The organism is Helicobacter labetoulli, from assembly GCF_003670275.1.
Taxonomy (GTDB): domain Bacteria; phylum Campylobacterota; class Campylobacteria; order Campylobacterales; family Helicobacteraceae; genus Helicobacter_C; species Helicobacter_C labetoulli.
This window is the reverse complement of the sequence record NZ_QXJF01000009.1, coordinates 35452-57070: the sequence shown is the minus strand read 5'-3', so window position 1 is coordinate 57070 and position 21619 is coordinate 35452. Positions and strand designations below refer to the sequence as shown.

Genomic DNA, 21619 nt, shown 5'->3' with positions numbered 1-21619 from the left:
GTTTGACTTGATTTTTATTTTGCTTTATTCGTGCCAAAAGTGCCTATAACACCCCACGCCTTCAGCACATCAATCGCACTTTTAAGCTGAATATCTTGGTATATCATACTCTGTGTAACAAGCTTTTTATCATCTTTTGGAGCTTCAGGCTTGTTTGCTTGTTGATTTGTTTTATCTACATTTGCTTTATCAAGCTCCCCTTGCAAATGCCGCTTCAAATCAGATTCTTTAATACTGAAGCTATTTTCATTTTCTGGTGCTGCACCCGGATATACCACAATATCAGGAGTAACACCCACAGCTTGAATCGTCCTACCGCTAGGGAGATAATATTTTGCTGTTGTGAGTTTTAATCCTTCATCTTGGTCAAGCTGCATCACCGTTTGCACACTACCCTTTCCAAATGTTTGCTCCCCTATAAGCACCGCTCTTTTATGGTCTTGCAATGCTCCAGCGACAATCTCACTTGCACTTGCACTTCCACCATTAATAAGCACAACCACAGGCACATCTCCATACGATGCACCTTTTGCTTTATATTCAATATTTTCCTGCTTGGTGCGTCCTTTTTGCGAGACAATCACACCACTTTTAATAAATAAACGGCTTAAATCCACCGCTTGATCAAGCACTCCACCGGGATTATTACGCAAATCAAGCACAATTCCATCAATCTTACCAAGCTGCTTTAAGCCACTTGCCACATTACGCGTTACATTTTTATCAAATGAAGCCACACGCACATACGCAAAATTACTATCCTCAATCTTACGCACTTTTACAGAATCTATTTTGATAATATCACGCACGATATTAAACACTAGCGGCTTAGACTCTCCCTTACGCACGATAGTAAGCTCTACTTTTGTCTTTGGCGCACCACGCATAAGATTCACTGCATCATCAATATTCATATCAATAGTGCTTTGATCATTAACCTTTATAATTACATCGCCACTTTTTAGTCCAGCTTTATCACCGGGAGTGTCATCAACAGGTGCGATAATGGTCAATGCACCATCTTTTAGCCCAACAGTGATACCAATCCCGCCAAACTCGCCATCAGTATTAGCACGCAAATCATCAAATTTCTTTTTGTTAAGATAATTTGAATGTGCATCAAGATTACTCAAAAGTCCATCAATAGCCTTGTCCACAATCTCATCAAAACTTAGTTCATCAACATAATATTCCTCAACGATCCCCATAACACGGCGAAGCTTTTTAAAAGATTCTACCTTATTAACTTCCTGCACCTTTGGCTTTGACTTTTTTGCTTCATCGGCTGATAGCCCCACAAACAAAGCTGAACTTATCAACAAAGAAGCAATAATACCTGCCAAAACAACACGCGATTTATTCATCATAACAACGACCTTAGTATTTATTATTGTATTGATTTTTGGGATTCTACAAAAAGCGGTATTCTACCCAAAAAAACATATAATTTCCTAACAGATTCTACTTTAAGCAAAATCCTCTCCAAAATACCCTACTCTAGCCACACTCGTTGTAATTCTCACCCGACCTAATAAAAGCTTGTGTGTCCTTTCATATCAGTAAAAAACCGCTCTCTCTTACTCCCTAGCCTTTTACACGCACTACGCACAAAATCCTCATTTATAATCTCTTTCTCCTGCACATCACATAAAAAATCCTGAATCACATTGCGATTAATAAATACCGGTAAATACCCAACCCCCGCTCTACTCATAATCCCCAAAAACACGCCATTTTTGTCATAAAATGCCCTGCCATAGGTAAATTCCTCATAAGAATCCTGCTCCACTTCAAAGCCATATACTTGCTCTCTTCTTTTCTCAAAATCATAATATGTGGCAAATTTATTAAGTTTAAGACTTTGCTCAATAAATACAAAATCATTGCTCAAATAAGGATAATACGCCTCTGTATGTGGCTTAATCCAAACATTTGAGGCAAAAATATCAACACCAAAATGCTTGTAGATTCTATCTTGATAATAGCTTTTTGCAGGACGCATTTGACAATAGCTATCTACAAACTTCGCCACTTTTAAAAGTACAAGTCCCGAATTAAGATCTATTGCCTTAATGCTAAGCTGTGCCACACACATCATATTTTCATTAAAATCATCTTGCATTTTGACATAAATTTTTGCCGGTGTAATCCTGCCATTATAGATAACTTCTGAAGAAGTAATATACAAGCCATTCTTCAGCAATGTCCCCAGGCCCTTTTTAAAAGAACCATCATTAAAAGAAGATTCAATAATTGCCGTGCTGTAAATCCAATCTGGTAACTTTGGGAGCTTCATATCTCTTGGTGAAATGCCCTGCGAGTTTTGTTGCGTGTGTTTGTGTGCGATAGAATCTGCTCCGTCTTTGTTAGAATTTTGGTTGGGATTTTGTGGGCTTATCTCTTGTGGAGCAAAAAGCTTTTGTGGGCTTTCATACCCCTCCATTACCTCTTGTAAAGAATCTTCAGAGCCATAGAGCAAGGCAGGATTTGGCACACACAGCATAGCAATAAACACAGCAAAGAGAACGCCTCGCTCAAACACCACTTGCCAACCTTTCATTGAAATATTATTAAACTAATATCGGTAGAATCGTCGCACTTTTTTACATAGTATCCATAATAGAATCTATGTGAGAACCTAAGACTAAGCCAATATCGGCTTTCACTCTATAAATCTTAAATCACCTTAAGGAGCAAATAATGTTTAGAGAAGAACTCAAAGTATTTGATATCAAACAAGATGAGCTAACCATACTCAACTACGCTTTCATAGCGGTAAAATCGCCAAATGGAGAAAGCAAAGGCACAATGACCTTAAAGCTTTTTAACACCGATGCACCACAGAGTGTTACAAATTTTGCAACCCTAGCTCAAAGTGGATTCTACAATGGCTTAAGTTTTCATCGTGTAATTGCAGGATTTGTCGCACAAGGTGGCTGCCCTATCGGTAATGGCACAGGCGGACCCGGATACAGAATCAAATGTGAAGTGCAAAGTCCGCACAAACATATCAAAGGGGCTTTATCTATGGCACACGCTGGACGCGATACGGGTGGAAGTCAGTTTTTCATCTGCTTTGGGAAACAGCCTCATCTTGATGGAGAGCACACGGTTTTTGGTGGGATTGAAGAAGAGGATTCTCAATCATTCAAGGTGCTTGATAGTATTAAACAAGGGGATATTATAGAATCTATCACTATTGCCTCATCACGCTAGATTCTAGTTTCTAGTGATACATTTCAACGACATCAAAAGGAATCAAATGAAAGCTGTTTTTTCCCTTGCTTTAATTTCTAGTCTGCGATTTTTTGGACTTTTTATTGTCTTACCTATCATTGGGCTATATACTGATGAGTTTCATACTACGGCATTTCTAGCCGGACTTGCCGCTGGTGGCTACGCCCTAACACAAATCATTTTTCAAACACCATTTGGAATCTGGAGTGATAAATACAACCGCAAACATATCGTAGGAATTGGGTTATTTATCTTTTTGCTTGGCTCTTTGGTATGTGCATTTGCGGAAAATATCACTATGCTGATTATTGGGCGATTTTTGCAAGGAGCTGGGGCTGTTGGTGGCGTGGTGAGTGCGCAAATTGCCGATTTGGTTAAGGAAGAAGAGCGTAATAAAGCAATGGCGATTATGGGCGCTGGAATCTTTATAAGCTTTGTTTTAGCTATGCTTTTAAGCCCTATTGTGGCAAGCACTTTTGGACTTAATGCCTTATTTCTTATCACAAGTGCATTTTGTGTGCTTTCTCTTATTATCCTATATTGGAAAGTCCCTGATACACCAAGTGTGAAATACCACTTCAATGATACAGACACAAGCGATGTGTTAAAAGATAAGAATCTACTTATTATGAATTTAAGTGCGTTTTTGCAAAAATTTTTGATGATTTTCGCCTTTGTTTGCATAAGTCTCGCCTTGACACATCATTTCAATCTTGCAGAGGGGGATATGTGGAAAATCTATGCTCCTGCGGCACTTGTAGGTGTTTTTGCAATGGGTCCTTCATCTGTCTTTGCACAGAAAAAGGGGCAGTTTAAAGCTGTTATGCTTTTTGGAATTTTCGCCTTTGTGCTTTCTTATTTTCTTATGGCATTTGCCATTCCGCAAGATAGTCTTATGCTTTTTACTGCTGGGGTTTTAATCTTTTTTATCGGTTTTGCCATTCACGAGCCTATTATGCAATCCCTTGCTAGCCGCTATCCCAAGGCTCATCAAAAGGGGACAGCTCTTGGTATTTTTACCACACTTGGCTATGTTGGCTCAGCTCTTGGCGGAATGTGCGGTGGGTGGCTATATGAGGAGATAGGACTATTTTATCTTTCGCTTATTATTGCTGCGGTGTGTGTGATATGGGCTATTGCTTTGGCTTTGTTTCTTACAAATCCAGCAAATCATAAAAATATTTATCTCCCACTTAATGATTCTATCACTCACGCATTACCAAGGCTCGAGCAGATTCAAGGTGTGATTGAATTTTACATCAATGAAAATGAGAATCTTGCTATCATTAAGTATGATGCTACGCTCACAGATGAAACGCAGATTCTAAAAAATCTTAAAAACTAACAGAGCGGTTACAATGGAGCTCTACGAACAAATCATCATCGCTTCAGTAATGGGGGCGTATCTATGCTTTCTTATCTATCAAAATCGTGGCTACTTCACAGACAAAAAGCCTAAAGCAAGTGATGATGAGCCTATCTACATAAAGACAGCAGATGGCAGCAAAGATTACATAGAGATAACATTACCCAAAGATTCTCATAAGGTATTTTTGCGATATTGGAAAGATGAGGAAAAGAGATTTGAAACACACACATTATCCTATGATGAGTTTATAGAACAATGGGGAGATGTTATCAAAAACTATGACTTGAAAACTCCCACAAAGGAATAAACAATGAATAATACCATACACAATATGACCTTACACCCTAAGATGAAATGGAGTGTAGATTCCACTTTTGATTTTAAAGCACAATCTCAAAACAACATTGCAGATTCTAAGAACAAGTCCCAAACAAAACAAGCCCCAAAAATTAGCAAAAAAATCCTAAGTGTTGTAGGCAAAACAAATGCTCAATACAATCTCATTAAAGAGGGCGATAAAATCCTTTTAGGCTTAAGCGGCGGGAAAGATTCTATTCTTCTAGCCACAATCCTTGCCTATATGCAAAAACACGCACCTTTTAAGTTTGAGTTTAAAGCCTTGACTGTGGATTATGGCAGGGGTGGAGAATATGAATATATTTTTGAATACTGCGAGAAGCTAGGCATTCCCTATGAGCTATACCGCACAGATATTTATGAGATTTTGGAGCAAAACAAAAGAGAAGGGACAATTTATTGTAGTTTTTGTTCGCGTATGAGACGGGGGGCGTTATACAGCAAAGCCCTAGAGTATGGCTACAACAAACTTGCCCTAGCACATCATCTTGATGATGCAGCGGAAAGCTTTTTTATGAATCTTACTTATAATGGTGCAATGCGTTCTATGCCGCCCATTTATCGTGCTGAAAATGGGCTAGAAGTTATCCGCCCTTTAATTTTTGTGCGTGAGCGGCAGATTATTGATTTTATCGCAAGTAATAACATCTACATTGCCCCTGATTGCAACTGCCCGATTAATTGGCTAGATTCTGATAAAAAGCCTTATGCAAGGGAAGTGACAAAGCAGTTTTTAAAAAATATGGAGAGTGAAAATCCAAACTTTTTTAAATCGCTCAAAAATGCCTTTAGCAACATTCACGCCGGAAGTTTCTGTGATACAAACTACCTTAATATTTAAATTAGCAAAATAATTATACAATGCGATGTTTTATCTTTTAATAGGGGTAAGGGCTTTGAGTATCAAGTCAATCACACTTGCTAGAATCTACGAAATGCACGGGTTAAAAGAAGACGCGTTAAAAATCTATCGCGAGATTTTATTACAAGATCCCAACAACAAAGACGCACAACAAGCCATAAAATACCTTATGCTTATGCAAAATAACTTTCCACAAGTCAATCAAATGCGTAAAGAGCAGTTTATCAATCCACAATCACAAGATGAAACAATCCAATTTCAAAGGTGGCTTTTCCAATGGAACTCAAAGATTTAATACTTGAAACGATTAATGAACTCTCAAATCCATCTTTCACCCAAGAATCACAAGCTCCCGCCCTCCAGCTTACAGATTCTTATTATGCGTTCAATGATCTAAGCCCACAGCTCACCCAAACGCCCTTAGTTCAAAAAAGTGCTGAATCTTTAAAAGAAGAATGTGAGTTTTTAGAAGATCTGCAAGAGCGGCTTTTGGTGCTTTTTGAAGGGCTAAAGGCTGAACATAACCACAATATAGAATCTATGCTGCACATCACAATCCACTTCCTTGAGCATCAACTCAATGTGATTCAAGAGCGTTTAGAAATATTGAAAAAATAATTATATTTTAATTTATATACTGATTTTGGAAGATTTGTTAATAATTGTTAAATTATTGTTTAATAATGCCTTTTAAAATTCTCCCTAGCCTTTAGCCTGAATGAGATAGGGCGAGGTGATGGATTAACCATTGTGAGCATCGTCTCAAAGGAGGTTATCCCCCTCCAACTTCCTCCTTGTTTCCCAAAGATGCTCACACCGATGATAACTAAACCTTTATTGAGCCGCTCAAGCCCCCATTCGGGCGGTTTCTTTCTCCATATCACTTTTCAACACTCATCAAACAATACTTAAGCTATCTAAAAAGTGTTTTGTTATACAATCCCTAACTTTTTATTACTGACTAAAAAACTAAAGGTTTAACAATGCTAGAAGTTTTGATGATTGAAGATGATGTGGAATTAGCAGAAATTATTACAGGCTATTTGAAACAATACGATATGAATGTTACCAATTATGATGAGCCTTATACGGGAATGAGTGCGGTTAATGCTAAACATTTTGATATTTTGCTCCTTGATTTGACTTTACCCAACCTTGATGGCTTAGAAGTTTGCAAAAGAGTGGCTAAGCAAAATAGTATTCCCATCATTGTTTCTTCGGCGCGAAGTGATGTTGATGACAAAGTCGAAGCACTTAAAAGTGGTGCAGATGACTACATCTCCAAACCCTATGACCCAAAAGAGCTAGTAGCTAGAATCCAATCACTCCTTAGACGCTACAACAAAAAAAGTATCAAAGAGCAAGACAAAGAAAAAGATAGTGTGTTTAAGATTGACAAATACAGCCGCCAAGTATTCTTCAAAGACAAAAAGCTAGAGCTTACCCGTGCGGAATATGAGATTCTCACTCTCCTTATCAGCAAAAAAGGGCATGTGTTTTCACGCGAAGCCATTGCTATTGAATCTGAATCTATTAACCCTGAAAGCTCAAATAAAAGCATTGATGTCATCATAGGACGCCTCCGCTCCAAAATAGAGGAAAACCCAAAACAACCCCAATACATCATCTCCGTGCGTGGTGTTGGCTACAAGCTTGAAGCATAGGATTATTCTATGCTTTCCTTTCGGCACTCTATCTTTTTTAAAATCATCATTTTATTTCTTTGTGCGTTGCTAAGTTTTTTTGCTATCTCTTACTACTTTATCCAAGATCATATAGAAAATGAGAATCTTTTATCCGAGCTGCGATACTCACAATTCACCACAACAATCAACGAAATAATGCAATATGGTGGGAATATCCAAATCATCAAGCAATATCTCCAAACTATGCAGTTTGCCCCCGTGGAAGAAGATGAGATTAAACGCGTTTTGCAAGAGATTAATAAGCTGCCCACGGATTTTACCGGTGTTTTTGCAAAAGCGATTAATACGCAAAATGGCATTTATATCCTGCTTGAAACCCACGATGAAACCACGCTCTATAAAGATAACTCCCGCAAATCGTATGAAGACTTTTATATCATCACACTCATTGGTATTGTGCTTTTAACCTTTGTCTTTTTCATCGTCCTAAAAAGCCTAATGCCTCTTAAGATTCTAAAAGGCCAAATTAAGCAGTTTGCTGATGGGACATTTAACCCTCAATATGAGCAAAACACAAAAGATGAAATTGGTGAATTATATTATGAATTCCACAAAGCATCAAATAAGATTAAAAATCTCAATGAATCTCGCTCCTTGCTTCTACGCTCCATTATGCACGAGCTAAAAACACCCATCACAAAGGGGCGAATTGTAGCTGAGATGGTGCAAAATGATAGCCAAAAGCAGCAGCTTTGCTCCGCCTTTATGCGTCTTAATGACCTCATCAATGAGTTTGCAAAAATTGAGCAAATCAACTCTCAAAGCTACCATATCAATAAGCAAGAGTTTCTTTTATATGACCTTATTCATCACGCTGAAGAAATGCTCCTCATTCACGAATCTAGCCCTATCACACTAGAGACAGAAAATGCTCTTATCAAAGCAGATTTTGACCTTTTTGCCATTGCATTAAAAAATCTCCTTGATAATGCTATCAAATACAGCACAGATGGCAAAGTGCGTGTTTATACCAAAAATGATAAGCTCTACACAAGCTCCAAAGGTGAAGCTCTGCAATATCCACTAGAAGACTACTTCAAGCCATATTTTAAAAATGAAAAAACCTCCCAATCACAGGGCTTTGGCTTAGGAATGTATATCATCAAAAACACCCTTGATAATCAAGGCTTTGACTTTAGCTACAAATATGAAGATGGTTGCAATGTTTTCATTATTCATCATTGTGTAGTAGAAAACTACTGCCCCATCAAACCCAAAAAAGCAGATTAGATAAAAGGAGAGGAACAATGTTTAGACGACTAAAACGCACACGCTTAAAAGCCCCTATGCGAGAGCTTGTGAAAGAAACTAGATTACATAAGCAGGATTTTATCTATCCACTTTTTGTAATTGAAGGACAAAATGTCAAAAATGAAATCCCCTCTATGCCCGATGTGTTTCAGCTAAGCGTTGATAATATTCTTAAAGAGTGTGAAGAACTGCTTAATCTTGGCATTTATCATATTCTCCTTTTTGGTTTGCCAACCCATAAAGATTCTTGTGGAAGCGAGGCTTTAAGCGATAAAAGCATTATCCCACAAGCCATAAAAGCTATAAAAAAACATTTTCCACAGATGATTATCACGCTTGATTTATGCTTTTGTGAATACACAGACCACGGACATTGCGGAATCTTAGATAAGAATCTTAATAGTGTAGATAATGATGCTACACTTGAGATTCTAGGGCAACAGGCTCTAGTCCTTGCAAGCTGCGGGGGTGATATGATAGCTCCTAGTGCGATGATGGACGGAATGGTAGGCACAATACGCAGCTACTTAGATAAAGGCGGATTCTCCCATATCCCCATTATGAGTTATTCCACTAAATTTGCAAGTGGATATTATGGACCATTCCGCGATGTGGCAAACTCCGCCCCCAGCTTTGGCGATAGAAACTCCTATCAGCAAGATAGTGCTAATCGCAGAGAAGCTATTTTAGAGAGCCTAACCGATGAAGCTGAAGGAGCAGATATTTTAATGGTAAAACCAGCCCTAGCCTATTTAGACATTGTGCGTGATATTCGCGACCGCACTTTGCTCCCTTTAGCCGTATATAATGTAAGCGGAGAATACGCTATGCTAAAACACGCACAAAAAGCCAATCTCATTGATTATGAACGCGTCTTATTTGAAACGCTCACAGGCTTTAAACGAGCGGGAGCGGATATTATCATTAGCTATCACACTAAAGAGATAGCTAAACTTCTTTAGAATCTTAAAGGCTTTTCTTGCTAGATTCTAGCCCTAATCAATGCCTAGCAGATTCTAAGACTCAAGCCCTCTCTCACACCCCCATTTCACAAGCATTCACTTCTCAATGCTTTATACCGATGTATGCCCTACCCACAGAGATTACGCTTTTCACACAATACGCACTCAAATCCAAAGCCTATATAGAATTTGGTTGCGGGGGTAGCACATTTTTACTTTGCTACCTTACACAAGCACAAATCTTTAGCGTAGAATCTAACACTGCTTTTATCAATGAGCTATCCCAAAATAGCCTTATCCAAAATGCCCTTGCCCACAATCGCTTGAGATTCTACCCCATTAACATCGGAGAAGTGAAAAAATGGGGCTTCCCAAAAGATGAGAGCCAAAAACACAGCTTTCCACTCTATTCCCAAAGTATCTTTGTCAGTCTAGATTCTACACTCCGCTCACAGATTGATACAATCTTTATTGATGGACGCTTTCGCGTAGCCTGTGCTTTGAATGCGATTTTATATTGTCCGCAAAGTATCATTATTATCCACGACTTTTTTAATCGCCCACATTATCATATTTTGCTTGATTTTTTAGAATGTATTGATTCTGCCAATAACCTTGGAATCTTTCAAGCAAAGCCTATGCTAAACAAACAAGCCATTATCAAGCTTTTGCAAGATTATCAATTTGACCCAATGTAAAAGCAAGATAAAAGCTTTTCCCAAGCATTGAATAATCTACCAAGCTTTAGCTATAATGCCGCCTTTAGATTCTAATCCAAAGGATATATTATGGGACGAGCATTTGAATATCGCCGAGCTGCCAAAGAAAAACGATGGGATAAAATGAGTAAAGTTTTCCCAAAACTTGCCAAAGCCATTACCGTTGCAGCCAAAGAGAGTGGAGGCGATCCAGCGATGAATGCCAAGCTTCGCACCGCTATTGCCAATGCCAAGGCACAAAATATGCCAAAAGACAATATTGATGCAGCCATCAAACGAGCAAGCGGCAAAGATGGAATCTTTAGTGAAATCACCTATGAGGGCAAGGCTGCTTATGGGGTGTTGATATTCATAGAATGCACCACAGACAACCCAACCCGCACAATCGCCAACATTAAAAGCTACTTTAACAAAACGCCAAATGCAAGTATTCTTACAAATGGCTCAATTGATTTTATGTTTTCACGCAAAAGTGTCTTTGAGTTTCGCACACAAAGCGATATTGAAGAGCTAGAGCTTACGCTCATTGATTATGGGCTTGAAGAGTTAGAAAAGCTCAATGATGAAGAGGGGGAATATTACATCGCTTATGGAGATTATACAGACTTTGGGCGATTAAATGAAGGCTTTGAAACCTTGCAGATTCCCATCTCAAAAGCCACCCTACAGAGAATCCCAACCTCTCCAATCACACTTGATGAAACCCAACTCCAAGAGATTGAAAAGCTCCTTGATAAAATTGAAGAAGATGATGATGTCCAAGCGGTTTATACAAATATTGAGTGAGATTCTAGCCCTGCCTAGAATCTAGGCTTACATATTTTAGATTCTATATTGTTGTTTAAATTCATCTTAGATTTTCATACTACATAAGGACTTACCTATGCCACTCCACGATTACGCAACAGAAATGGCTCGTATTAGTAAGATTTTTGCCACACTTCATAACCCTGAAAATAATGGTGTGATATGTGCCAAAGAATTAGCTAAAGAGTTTAATGTAAGCCTTAGGACATTGCGGCGAGATGTGGAAAATATGGGCATAGAGTATAGCTACAAACAAGATAAAATCTATTTTCACAGACACTACACAACACAAGAAAATGAAGAGCAATCTATGGCATTTTTACTTTTAAAAAGCTTTGCATATAGTATGGGAGGGGCTACAAAAACACAAATCCTATCCCTACTTGAAAGCTTAGAATCTAAAAGCCAACCTAAACAAAGCACAAATGTGTTTTTCACCCGTTCAAATTTAGAAGAAATCACCCTTGAGACTAAATCTATTCTGCTTTTACAAAAAGCTATTAAAGAGCATACAATCATTAGCTTTAAATTTTTACAAGAATCTAACAACAATGCCAAAACCCATACACAAAGGGAAGTATTGCCACTAAAGATTCTAAACTTTAATGGTGAATGGTATCTACTCGGGCTAGAATCTAGCGTAGTAAAAAAAGTTTTATCTCAATAACATTACTGACATAAAAGAAGTAAAACAAGGGCAAAGTGTAAGCGAAGAAGTATTAGGGCGGTTAGATAGTGCTTTAAATACGTGGTTTGTGCCTGAAGCAAAACCTTTTATAGTGAGATTATGGATAGATTCTAAAGTAGCCAAATATTTTAAACGCAAGAAAATCTCACCAAATCAACATTTAATAGAACATAAAGATGGCAGCCTAGATATTACCTTGCATATTACAGATTTTATGGAGATTACCCCTTTAATGCTTATGTGGATTCCAAATGTTGTAGTATTAGAGCCACAAGGGCTTAAAGATTTTATTAAAAAGAGGGTGAGAGAGTATTTGGGGGTTTTGGAATCCTAACTTTTAGAATCTTGTTATTTTTGCAAGTGTAGGCAAGAGCTTTGCTTATGTAAGCTTTTGAAAAATGAAATATCTTTTAGTGTATAGAATCTAGATTCTTGATTCTTGTCATTTTGAGCCGTAGGCTAAAAATCTGTTTTAGATTGCATATTGGATACTTCGCTACGCTCAGTATGACAAGTTAGCTTAGAATCTAGCACATTTCAAAACGCCCTGCGGAAGTATTTTTGAGTTAGAATCGGGGTTTTACGAGCCGAGTGCAAGGAGTTTATTAAACATATGCAGTGGCAAGCCACAAATCCACACTTGCAAAATGACGAAGCACGAGGCGAAGTAATCGCCGATTCTAGCCAAAAAGACAACGCAAAATCTAGAATCTAAACTTCTTAAGATTCTATAAACTTTTTCACTAGCTTTTCAATCTTAGGAGCAACACTCACAGCAGATTCTATAAAACACATATCAAAATACTCATCAAACCAGCTAGATTCTAAGTTATTTAATACACTCTGCTTTGCGTATTGACTAAATTGTGCGACATTTAGCACCTCCCCGCTTGTGCCAATACACACAAAAAGGCTTTTCTCTGCAGCCCTTAGTCTCTCTAACTCCCTATCTAGCAAGGCGTAGTTTGGGGCATATTCGCTAAACATTACAATATTATGTCGCAAAGATTCTTCCCCACAAGATTCACATATAAGTTTTGGCATAGCTTGATAGCCAATATTTGTGATAGCCTCACACAATTCACAACGCACTTCAGGTAAAAATCCGTGTAAATGTAGCACATCTTTACACCCAGCTCGTTCCAACAAGTCATCTACATTTTGTGTGATAACGACTATTTCTTGTGGATAGTTTGCTTTAAGATTTGCTATCATCTTATGTGCAGTATTTGGGGCGACTTGCCCTAATTGTATCCGCCTTTTATCATAGAAGTCTAACACCTTTTTTCTATCCTTAGCAAAGCCACTCGCACTACATACTTCCATAATGTCAAACTCTTCCCATAAGCCATCATTATCACGGAATGTTCGCAATCCACTCTCCGCACTAAGTCCTGCTCCGCTAAATATCATCACTCGCTTAGAATCCATTACACTTCCTTAGATGTCTTTGATAATTTATATTCCCTAATAAAGTCATCAAGTTCATATTCATAGAAAAATTCTAGGTCAATATCTAATGCCTCAATCTCTTTATCACTTATAAAGATTCCATAAAATTTTAGCTTTTCTTTAATGCGATTACTCCAATAAGTTGTATAATCTACCCATTTTTTAGAAGCCATATCGTAGTAATTCGTGGAAAAATTTAGCCATTCATTTTCTATTGCTTGTATATCTTGTAGCAACTCTAATTCTTTAGAATCCTTTTGTGTGGTTGTATCGTGTGGTTGTGTATTTTTCTTATCTTTTAAATCCAGCTCAAACACCGCTTTAAAGTTAAATGTGTCAGGCAAGGTTTTTAGAATCTTGTTGAGTTTATGTTTATTCATTTGCTAACTTTTTTTTTGATATTTAGTAAGTGTAACAATCTATTGAGCGCATTATGACAAATGGATTGAAATATGATGGAAAAATTACATATTTTAAACAATGTAAAGCAAAAATACTAGATATAGGTTGCAAAATGCGATTAAGCTAAAGCTACCTTAATCGCATTGTTTATATATGTTAGGATTCCAATGAGATTTTAAAAAATATCAATAATTTTTGCTATCTTAGTTTTAATCTCATTATCTCGCATTTCTAACGCTTCCACATTCCACTTTTTATGTTTAAAAATATCTTGTGTGATATTAAAGCTTGTGCTTACATTATCTTTGTTGAGATAGACTTCGCGTTTTTCTTCATAGGTTTTGTTTTGAGCTTGAGTATTCTTTTTAAATTTTAGCAATGTTAGATTAGCTATGGCATTTGTCCTTCTATCCCTTTCTTCATCGCTAAAGATTTCTTTCCATTCATCTTTGGGGTTTCTCGGTAAGATATGCTCTGTATGAAGCTTATTATCCATTTCTATAAATCCAATTTCATCATCTTTAGAAAAGTATTCAAGCAAAAGCAATGTTGGTTTTACCCACTTCAAATCATAAACATCTGCATCATCTAGCCATTCTTTATAAGATTCTGTTGTGCGGTAGTATATGAGATTTTCAGACATAATGTTTTTTATCTCGTCTATTGATTTATTGTCTTTGATTGCTTTGATAACATTAAACGAAACTTGCTTAAATCTATTAGCTGTTGCCATACCTATAAGGTTTTGGTAATAGTAAGCCATAAGCAATTCTTTTAGCTTATTGTAATCTTTATAATCCACCATTTTTGCAGCACACAAAATGCTTCGCCAATAGATTTGGTTAAGCAGATACTTTAAACAATAGATATATTTATCTTTAGTGTTAATCATCTCAATATAGTGGTTTGCAAATGTTTTTATCTCTTCAATAATAGCAATTGAATCTTGTTTAATATTCTCAAAATAGACTTTAAGCTCTTTATCAAGTCTCTCTTTTGGATTCTTTGCTATCGCATAGTAAAGATAAGCATTTAATGTGTCATACATAGAAAATCCCATTGTTTTCAAATTTGACATAATCTCTTGCCAAGTTGTTTTAAAAGCTTCTCTACGCTCTTTGTCTAATGACTGCATAAGAGAAGATTTTAAAATATCCACAGGGCTAAGTGGCATACCCCTATCATTTAAAACATTAAAGATTCTAATCGCACTTTCTTCATCAGGGCATTCAATCCTTGTTAAAATAACTTTTGTATAAAGCCACGATACAAAATCATTTATACCAATATTATTTTCGCTAATTGCTTCTTTAAGCCTTTCTTTTAGATAATACGCATTTTGCAAATATCTATTATCCTTTATATCTTGTGCTTTTTTAATATCTTTTAGCCTTTCTTGTAAAACATTTTCTCTTAATACGCTATTTTCAAAGGCAATTTGATACTTTTCATCTGTTAAAAATTTTAGCTTGTGTTTGTCTTTATCATATTTATCATATATGCTATCTTGTATGCGATCTTTGTTTTCAGCTCCCAAGTTGTCTATGTGAAAATCCCTAATCACACAGGCTAAAATGGTAAAAGTTGTAAGTCTTTGTTGTCCATCTATAATATCATATCGCTCACTATTTGCACCTTTTGCAATCACTAAGGAACCACAAAAATATTGTCCTTCCTTGCCATTGCAATAAGATTCTGTCAAATCCTCGATTAAATCGCTAATTTGATCTTTATCCCACGCATAAGGTCGTTGATACGATGGGATTTGATATGACATCTTTTTATTTGCCAATAAGTCCTCTAAATTGAAACCTTCTACTTTGAAATCATTTGCCATTGTCGCTCCTTAAATGTAATATGTGTATGCGTATTATAATCAAAAAAACAGCAAGGCTATAGTTTATAAACTACTATCTAGCTAAAAAAGCTTTAACTCACAAACTAAACATTTAGTGTTATAAAAGTTATACCTTGTGCGAGTTTAGCTTGAGTGCTATCTTTGAGATTGCCCTGTGTGTCAAACTCATAGCGATTGTCATCATAGATTAAATAATATTCTAAAATATTGCCCCAAATGTTTAGTTTGCCTTTGTTTTTAATATAGTGCATTATCACCATTCCTTTTGTCATTTGTAAAATCTCTGCAAGGCTTAGGGTAGCTTGTGTATATTGCGGACCGAATCCAAGCCACAAAAGCCCTTGTGCCATCGCAAGAACATGGAGTGGTCTCGTATTTGCCCCAAAGCTAAAATCTGTTTTAACATAAATGCGTGCATTTCTAAGCTTTGCAAGATTCTTAAGCTTGGCAATGGAATCTTGCAAAAGGGTTTCAAACTCATATTCACTCACGCCTAAATCTCTCTGCGATTGCTTTGCTACTGCTAGGAAAAATTCTTTTGAGCTATACACTAAATCATAAGAAAATATGTCTAAAAACTCTAACAAATGCAGAGATTCACAAAAGCATTTTTTCGCCTTTTGTGCCTTAGTGTCATTGTGATAACCTAGAATCTTCATATCGCATTCTCTAAGCCAATCTTGCATAAGGGAAAATAGATTTTTTTTGTGTGATTTGCATTGTCTCCTTTGTACTATTGTTTTGATAAATGAAGTTATAGCAAAGAGCTTTGACAGCGTTATGACAAATGGATTGAAATGTATGCAGAATTGTAAGAGGATTTTGCGTGGGCTTGTGGGATTTCACATAAAAAAGAAAGAGAGGGAGTTAATGTGCTAAATTAAAATAAAACATGAGATAAAGGGGTAGATTCTAAGTATTTAGAATCTTTGCCACTCATCTTTATTTAATCACCAAAACATATTTTCCACTCTCTAATAGTCAAATTCCAAGAATCTAGCGACTGGTTGAAACTCTTTGCCTCCATAAACATTCCTGCCATATTAGTTACATTGCTTGTATCCCAAGAATCTAGTGGCTGGTTAAAGCTCTTTGCCTCCGCAAACATATGAGACATATTAGTTACTTGACTGACATTCCAAGAGTTTAAAGGCTGATTGAAACTCCTTGCACCATCAAACATACTTCTCATTGCTAATGTCAGCGTTAAAAAATTTTGCCCCTTTAAACATACTATTCATATGAGTTACATTGCTCACATTCCAAGATTCTATCCCGCTAAAGTCCCTGCGTGTAGAATTGTAAAACAACCCACCCATATAATTAATAGCACTTGTATCAATATCACCCAAATGGATACTCTCATCTTTGACAAGATTTTCTTAGCTCTTCTATGGTTTGTGGTTTGTAGATTTGACTACCCATAAATACTCCTTATCAAATAAAATAAACGCACGCATTGTAATCAAAAAAAATGCAACGCAAAACGCGATAAGGATTCTAAGCCGCTATGTCCTAGAATCTTAAGCCAACCTAAGTCCCCAAATGCCAAAGGCAGCACCCAAAAGTGGATTCTAAGGCAGACTCTAAAACCCCATTTTCCTCGTATTTGTATGTGTATCTTTGAGCTTTGATTCTTCTTGTAGCTTCTCTAATAATTGTTGTGAAGAAGTGAGTGGCGTAAAATTAGCACTTCTTGCAATTAATGCAAAATCTCCAAAGCAAATATTATCTAGCTTCTCCAACGCCCTTATAGCAAAGCTAGATTCTAAAAATTCTACATAATCATTAATGCCTAAATGCCTAGCATATAGCCCAAAAGCCTTTATAAGCCTAGTAGAATCTAGTGGTTTAAACTCCACTTTCATATCAAATCGCCTGATACTCGCCCTATCTAAATTATCCATAAAGTTTGTTGTAGCGATGAATATACCAGCAAAACTCTCCATTTGTGTAAGCATTTCATTAACCTGTGTAATCTCCCAGCTACGACTTGCCCCGCTTCTATCTTGTAAAAAGCTATCCACTTCATCAAGCACTAAAATCGCTCCCTTTTGCTCCGCTTCACTAAAGGCTTTTGCGATATTTTGCTCACTCTTTCCTAGCCACATAGAGAGTAAATCACTCGCCTTTTTTAACATTATAGGTTTATCTAGCTCTTTTGCTAAGGCTTTGGCAAACTCACTTTTACCACTTCCTGCCATTCCGTATGCTAAGATTCTAATGCCTTGTTGTAATGGTGTAGAATCTTGCGATAGAGAATCTTTTATCCCACATACATTTTTAATCCTTTCACACAAAGCTTTCATATCAACACTTGCATTAATGAGACTCATATCATAAGGTAGATTCTGCTCTTTTTTCACATTAATAGAAATGAGCTTTTGCCCTTGTAGCTTTAAATGCTCATTTAGCACTTGGATAAAGCTCTCTTTAATGTGCTTTTGTCGCTCTTTTGGGCTTTGTGTGCTTTTGTGCTTGGCTAGAGTTTTTGCTACCTTACAAGCTTGCAAAAGCACCCCTTGTGAAAGACAAGATTCACTAATTTGACTAATAATCATAGAATCTAGTCGTATTCCTTGCGATTTTAGGGATTTTTCTATCATTGCTTGTTTTTTCTCTTTTGGTGGGGCGTGGATTTCAAGCACTATGCCAAATCGCCGCAAAAACGCCGGGTCAATATCCGCACTATTGCTTAGAAAAATACTTGGCATCTTCACAGATTCTAGCATTTTATTGAGCGTATTTTTACTTGCCTTATCTTCATTGTATTTCGCATTTAAGTTAGGGAAAAACTCCTCGCACTCATCAAGCAAAATCACAGATTTATCCGCATTTAGCATAGCTTGAGCTCTTATAAACTGCTCAAGTCTATCATCTTCAATCTCGCCTTTCTCATTGATATTATAAATCTCCCATAATTCCTTATCTAACTCTTTTGCGATAAGAGCGGCGATTTCATTTTTGCCAACTCCTGCTTTGCCATAGAGAAAAATGCTAGGGTTTTTGGCGTTTTTGCAAAATGACAGCAACATATCTAAATCTTTTTGCATATAGCTAAAATCCGCTCTTTCAAGTGTGCTTTTAGGATAGATTCTAGCAAGGGATTTCATCATCTCTTGTTTGTTAAAAGGTTCTATCATAAGTCTTTCAGCAAACTTTTCTAATTCAAATTCACCACGCCTATATCCACTACTAATAAAGCCAAACTTTCTCAGTGGCATATCTGCCATAAGTAGCTTTTGTATCTTTTTAGGATTAGTATGTAATACACCACCTAAAAGAAAACAAAACTCAAAATAATCAAGTTTATCATCATCATAGTATCTACCTATTTTCTCAAATAAATCAACTGCATATAAGATATTTGTCTCTAACCCACTTAATCCAAAGCACTCTTGTAAAAGCTTAAGATTCTTACGCACAAAGGCTTTAGGCTTTAATGTATGAAAATGCCTTAAAAGATAGGGCGTGATAAACTCCGCGACCATAGCTTCATCTTTAAAACTAGCCAAATCTGCATTAAAATTTTTTCTAAAAAGCTTAAAGCATTCATCAAAATCCACCAAATGCGGGACAAGATTCATTAAGTGTGCGACAAAAAGCTTTTTGTCATAGTTTTTATCATTGGCTATGGGCTTAAAGGGCAAAAGCTTTTACAGGGCTTGTGCGCTAGAATCTAAAAGCATTCCATCTGCTTTTTTTAATGCTCTCTGCATTTTTGCTTTAAATTTGCTTAGAACTTTATTGTCTCTTTGTGCTTGTGTTGCCATACTCGCTCCTTATGTGTATTGCAAAGTGAAGTATCGCTTTGTTGAGTGAAGTTATAACACAAGCATTTGACAGCGTTATGACAAATACTTGTGTTTTTTTTAAAGAATCTTTGCGGATTTTGTAGCTCACAAAGTAAGGACAGAATCTTACTTGATGAGAGTTGGATTACTATGATTGGCAAGATTCAAGGATTGATAGGATTTAAACTTTTTATTAAGAGCTACAACCTATATTCAACACAGCAACAAAAAATCTTAACATCACAACAACTCCTTTTGATTAAAAGCTAAACTGCCCGCCTACGCGTAAGCTCATATAGTTTGACACATTTATGCCTTGTATAGTGATATTCTGCCCTAGCCCATACTGCATAGCCACATCTAAGAATCCAAAGAGATTTAGCCCACCGGTTAGGATTAGTCCCTCTCCCGCATTTGAGCGGATATCCTGCATAGCCCCAAGGCGGAAATCCACCTTTTTAAAGTTCGCCATCACCCCACCGCCAAAAAACTGACTTTTGGGGCTTGAGAGTGAGAGTGTCTCATTTGGCAGCACATCTGCATCAAAGGCAAAAGTGAGAAAGTCCATCATCTCATAGCTCACCCCTGCACGCACCTGCGGGTGAAGTGTCGTATCTGCCACACCCGTGCGGTTAATGGTGGGGGAATTGACATTCTTAGCCACAAGCCCAAGATGAAGATTCTTCACAAATCTTGGCGAATAGAGCAGTCCAAAGTCAAGTCCAAAGGTTTGAGCCATATCCATTTTATTTTTATCCACACTCACGCTTGGCATATTCCCTACAGCAAAATTAACCTTATCACCATAGCCAATCCCTTGGATAAATTTCACCGCCAAGCCTAGATTCACATCACCCATAGGTGTAAAAATCGTATGCCCATAGCCTATTGGAATCTCCACAAGGGCTAAGGCGTTGGCATACAAAGTATGCTGTGCCTGTGGATTCATAATTGAGCCATTGAGATTACTTTGAGTTACCAAATACTCAAGCGTTACACTATTACCATTAATACTTGCCTGATAATACTTCCTGCCTAAGTCAAAAATGAGCTTATTATTATTTGGATCAATCTGTGCGGAGGCATTAGAAAATGCTGAAGCAAATAGCCCTATCCCCACAGCTCCACGCCCCAAATCTATCTCTTGGACATTGATTGTGCCTAAGCTATCGCTCTCCACTCGCCTTGAGCCTTTATCCCCAGCAAACTGAAAGACAAAGCCATTTTGCGTAGCCAGATTCACATCATTGCCCTTTAACGCCCCATCTACCACGCCAAAGTCATTTAAAAGCTTATCAATAACAGAATCTGCCCCTTTTGCGATAGTTATTTTCCCTACTTGCTGCAACATAGTATTAGCATCAAAATTCCCACTTGAGACTTCTTTCATAATTTCAGGCAACTTACCTACATCAACACCACCAATAATGCTTCCTATCAGCGGAGAGCCTCCCTCTGTGGCTGCCCCTGCAAGCTTATCTTTCAAATTCTCTAACGCCGTTGGATCAGTAATTTTACCCCAACAATCTTTTACATCAGTGCAAGTTGTTTGTGTGCCTGTTACTTCCTGCATAAGTCCTTGCACAGCGTCCTTATCAATGGTGCCACCGCTACTTGGAAAAAGAGCATTAAGCATTCCACCCAACGCACCATCAACCTTTTGTCCGCCGATTGTTACACTTGTGCCGCCACTACTTGGACCGGTGAGCTGATTTGTAAGCGTATCGGGGAGTTTTTCTAAATTTGCCACATCAATGGTGGCAAGCTGCAAAAGATTTTGCTCTTTGAACTGAATCCCAAAGCTATAGCCCATTTTCGTGCGTCTATCCGATCCTAGCAATGCGGGATTATAGTATAGCCCCCACGCAGAATCACGCACAGCCACACCAGCCCCGCCCATACCAGCAGAGACCTGCCCCATAGAGCCAAATTCCAAGCCAAAGCCACTTACTCCCGCACACATCGCTAGTGCCATTACTTTATGTCTCATTGTCCTATGTCCCATTTTTTTGTGTTTTGGTCGCATATGCACCTCTATAAACATTTATTAGAATCTTTAAGTAAGAAAAAATCGTGCCATTTTACAGACTTTCGCATAAAAGTTTTTAAAATTTTTGCTAGAATCTTAAAAAAGGAACACTTTTAGCATACATAT

At 37.3% G+C, this 21619-nt stretch carries 23 protein-coding genes; 13 read left to right on the top strand and 10 right to left on the bottom strand.

From position 1 onward, the window contains the following. Positions 1–14: 14 nt before the first annotated feature. Together EBF12_RS05865 and EBF12_RS05860 are read right to left on the bottom strand one after the other, a co-directional pair. Entirely contained in the window at positions 15–1367 is a 1353-nt protein-coding gene (locus tag EBF12_RS05865) for a S41 family peptidase (RefSeq protein ID WP_121726820.1), read from the bottom strand. A gap of 161 nt (positions 1368–1528) precedes the next feature. Next, positions 1529–2545: a hypothetical protein gene (locus EBF12_RS05860; RefSeq protein ID WP_244196404.1), complete on the bottom strand. Its 1017-nt coding sequence runs from the start codon at positions 2543–2545 to the stop codon at positions 1529–1531. Between the two features lie 155 nt (positions 2546–2700). On the opposite strand from EBF12_RS05860, the gene EBF12_RS05855 reads away from it, so the two are divergent. From EBF12_RS05855 to EBF12_RS12190, 13 genes are all read left to right on the top strand, one after another. Then, positions 2701–3216 carry a peptidylprolyl isomerase gene (locus EBF12_RS05855; protein WP_121726819.1) on the top strand — a complete coding sequence of 172 codons (516 nt, stop codon included), beginning with the start codon at positions 2701–2703 and terminating at the stop codon, positions 3214–3216. Positions 3217–3262: 46 nt separating this feature from the next. Continuing rightward, positions 3263–4582 (top strand): MFS transporter, encoded by a 1320-nt coding sequence (locus EBF12_RS05850; protein WP_121726818.1) that lies wholly within the window; start codon positions 3263–3265, stop codon positions 4580–4582. A 13-nt stretch (positions 4583–4595) separates the two neighbouring features. Beyond that, positions 4596–4913 (top strand): hypothetical protein, encoded by a 318-nt coding sequence (locus EBF12_RS05845; protein WP_121726817.1) that lies wholly within the window; start codon positions 4596–4598, stop codon positions 4911–4913. A gap of 3 nt (positions 4914–4916) precedes the next feature. Beyond that, positions 4917–5804, top strand: a complete 888-nt coding sequence (locus EBF12_RS05840) for a tRNA 2-thiocytidine biosynthesis TtcA family protein (RefSeq protein ID WP_415579714.1) — start codon at positions 4917–4919, stop codon at positions 5802–5804. A gap of 25 nt (positions 5805–5829) precedes the next feature. Beyond that, entirely contained in the window at positions 5830–6120 is a 291-nt protein-coding gene (locus tag EBF12_RS05835; protein WP_244196403.1) for a hypothetical protein, read from the top strand. After that, on the top strand, positions 6102–6443 hold the full coding sequence (locus EBF12_RS05830) for a CiaD-like domain-containing protein (protein WP_121726815.1): 342 nt from the start codon (positions 6102–6104) through the stop codon (positions 6441–6443). The genes EBF12_RS05835 and EBF12_RS05830 overlap by 19 nt, the downstream gene beginning before the upstream one ends. 365 nt (positions 6444–6808) lie before the next feature. Continuing rightward, positions 6809–7489: an acid response regulator transcription factor ArsR gene (gene arsR / locus EBF12_RS05825; protein WP_167444792.1), complete on the top strand. Its 681-nt coding sequence runs from the start codon at positions 6809–6811 to the stop codon at positions 7487–7489. Between the two features lie 9 nt (positions 7490–7498). Then, positions 7499–8761 (top strand): ArsS family sensor histidine kinase, encoded by a 1263-nt coding sequence (locus EBF12_RS05820; protein WP_121726814.1) that lies wholly within the window; start codon positions 7499–7501, stop codon positions 8759–8761. A gap of 17 nt (positions 8762–8778) precedes the next feature. Further along, entirely contained in the window at positions 8779–9744 is a 966-nt protein-coding gene (gene hemB / locus EBF12_RS05815) for a porphobilinogen synthase (protein WP_121726813.1), read from the top strand. A 17-nt stretch (positions 9745–9761) separates the two neighbouring features. After that, entirely contained in the window at positions 9762–10442 is a 681-nt protein-coding gene (locus EBF12_RS05810) for a hypothetical protein (RefSeq protein ID WP_121726812.1), read from the top strand. Between the two features lie 90 nt (positions 10443–10532). Further along, the gene (locus tag EBF12_RS05805; RefSeq protein ID WP_121726811.1) at positions 10533–11249 is read left to right on the top strand and encodes a YebC/PmpR family DNA-binding transcriptional regulator; all 717 of its coding nucleotides are present in this window, start codon (positions 10533–10535) and stop codon (positions 11247–11249) included. A 97-nt stretch (positions 11250–11346) separates the two neighbouring features. Next, positions 11347–11937 carry a helix-turn-helix transcriptional regulator gene (locus EBF12_RS12195; protein ID WP_121726810.1) on the top strand — a complete coding sequence of 197 codons (591 nt, stop codon included), beginning with the start codon at positions 11347–11349 and terminating at the stop codon, positions 11935–11937. Positions 11938–12049: 112 nt separating this feature from the next. Next, positions 12050–12292, top strand: a complete 243-nt coding sequence (locus EBF12_RS12190) for a WCX domain-containing protein (RefSeq protein WP_482793327.1) — start codon at positions 12050–12052, stop codon at positions 12290–12292. A 386-nt stretch (positions 12293–12678) separates the two neighbouring features. Here the strand turns inward: EBF12_RS12190 and EBF12_RS05790 are convergent, their stop codons facing one another. The 8 genes from EBF12_RS05790 to traF all read right to left on the bottom strand — a co-directional run bounded on the left by EBF12_RS05790 (position 12679) and on the right by traF (position 21454). Then, a complete protein-coding gene (locus tag EBF12_RS05790) occupies positions 12679–13389 on the bottom strand; it encodes an SIR2 family NAD-dependent protein deacylase (RefSeq protein WP_121726808.1) in 711 nt (236 codons plus the stop codon). After that, the gene (locus tag EBF12_RS05785) at positions 13389–13790 is read right to left on the bottom strand and encodes a hypothetical protein (RefSeq protein WP_121726807.1); all 402 of its coding nucleotides are present in this window, start codon (positions 13788–13790) and stop codon (positions 13389–13391) included. Before EBF12_RS05785 ends, EBF12_RS05790 begins: the two co-directional genes overlap by 1 nt. A 197-nt stretch (positions 13791–13987) precedes the next feature. After that, positions 13988–15649 (bottom strand): DUF262 domain-containing protein, encoded by a 1662-nt coding sequence (locus EBF12_RS05780; RefSeq protein WP_121726806.1) that lies wholly within the window; start codon positions 15647–15649, stop codon positions 13988–13990. A gap of 104 nt (positions 15650–15753) precedes the next feature. Beyond that, complete coding sequence (locus tag EBF12_RS05770; RefSeq protein ID WP_244196402.1) at positions 15754–16356, bottom strand: hypothetical protein; 603 nt, start codon at positions 16354–16356, stop codon at positions 15754–15756. Between the two features lie 260 nt (positions 16357–16616). Continuing rightward, positions 16617–16853 (bottom strand): BspA family leucine-rich repeat surface protein, encoded by a 237-nt coding sequence (locus EBF12_RS11820; protein ID WP_244196401.1) that lies wholly within the window; start codon positions 16851–16853, stop codon positions 16617–16619. Then, positions 16846–17022, bottom strand: coding sequence for a BspA family leucine-rich repeat surface protein (locus EBF12_RS11815; protein WP_244196400.1), 177 nt, complete (start codon positions 17020–17022; stop codon positions 16846–16848). The genes EBF12_RS11820 and EBF12_RS11815 overlap by 8 nt, the downstream gene beginning before the upstream one ends. Before the next feature lie 234 nt (positions 17023–17256). After that, the gene (locus EBF12_RS05760) at positions 17257–19320 is read right to left on the bottom strand and encodes an AAA family ATPase (RefSeq protein ID WP_244196399.1); all 2064 of its coding nucleotides are present in this window, start codon (positions 19318–19320) and stop codon (positions 17257–17259) included. A gap of 403 nt (positions 19321–19723) precedes the next feature. Then, on the bottom strand, positions 19724–21454 hold the full coding sequence (gene traF / locus EBF12_RS05755) for a conjugal transfer protein TraF (RefSeq protein WP_244196398.1): 1731 nt from the start codon (positions 21452–21454) through the stop codon (positions 19724–19726). Between the last annotated feature and the right edge of the window lie 165 nt (positions 21455–21619).